At 41.8% G+C, this 364-nt stretch carries 1 protein-coding gene; it reads right to left on the bottom strand.

The window, feature by feature from the left end; translation table 11 throughout:
* Positions 1–25: 25 nt before the first annotated feature.
* Positions 26–364: transposase (locus H5058_RS18260; protein WP_182679399.1), on the bottom strand; the 339-nt coding region annotated here is incomplete at its 5' end.

The following is a 364-nucleotide window of genomic DNA, read 5'->3' as shown; positions in this document are numbered from 1 at the left end:
GTAAGCGCGCATTTAAGCAGTGCGCTTAGCTATAATCGAAGTCTAGCTGCACATTCCACGGCATTAGGTCGGTAAAATCATCATCACCCTCATCTCGATTCGGCAACGCTTTAAATAAATGCACAAAGTAGTAATAAGGATTGATGTCATTGGCACGGCAGGTCATCACAATACTATAAAGTATCGCGCTGGCCTGAGCACCATTAACCGATTTTGAGAATAGCCAGTTTTTTCTACCCGTGGTAAACGGCCGAATATCTCGCTCAGTAATATTATTATCAATCCCTAGTTCGCCATCTTCACTATACCGCATTAATTTCGGCCATTGATTAAGCGTGTATTTTATCGCTTTGCCAATATAACT

The organism is Pseudoalteromonas sp. SR45-4, assembly GCF_014163535.1.
Classification (GTDB): Bacteria; Pseudomonadota; Gammaproteobacteria; order Enterobacterales; family Alteromonadaceae; genus Pseudoalteromonas; species Pseudoalteromonas nigrifaciens.
This window is presented reverse-complemented; position numbering and strand designations above follow the sequence as displayed.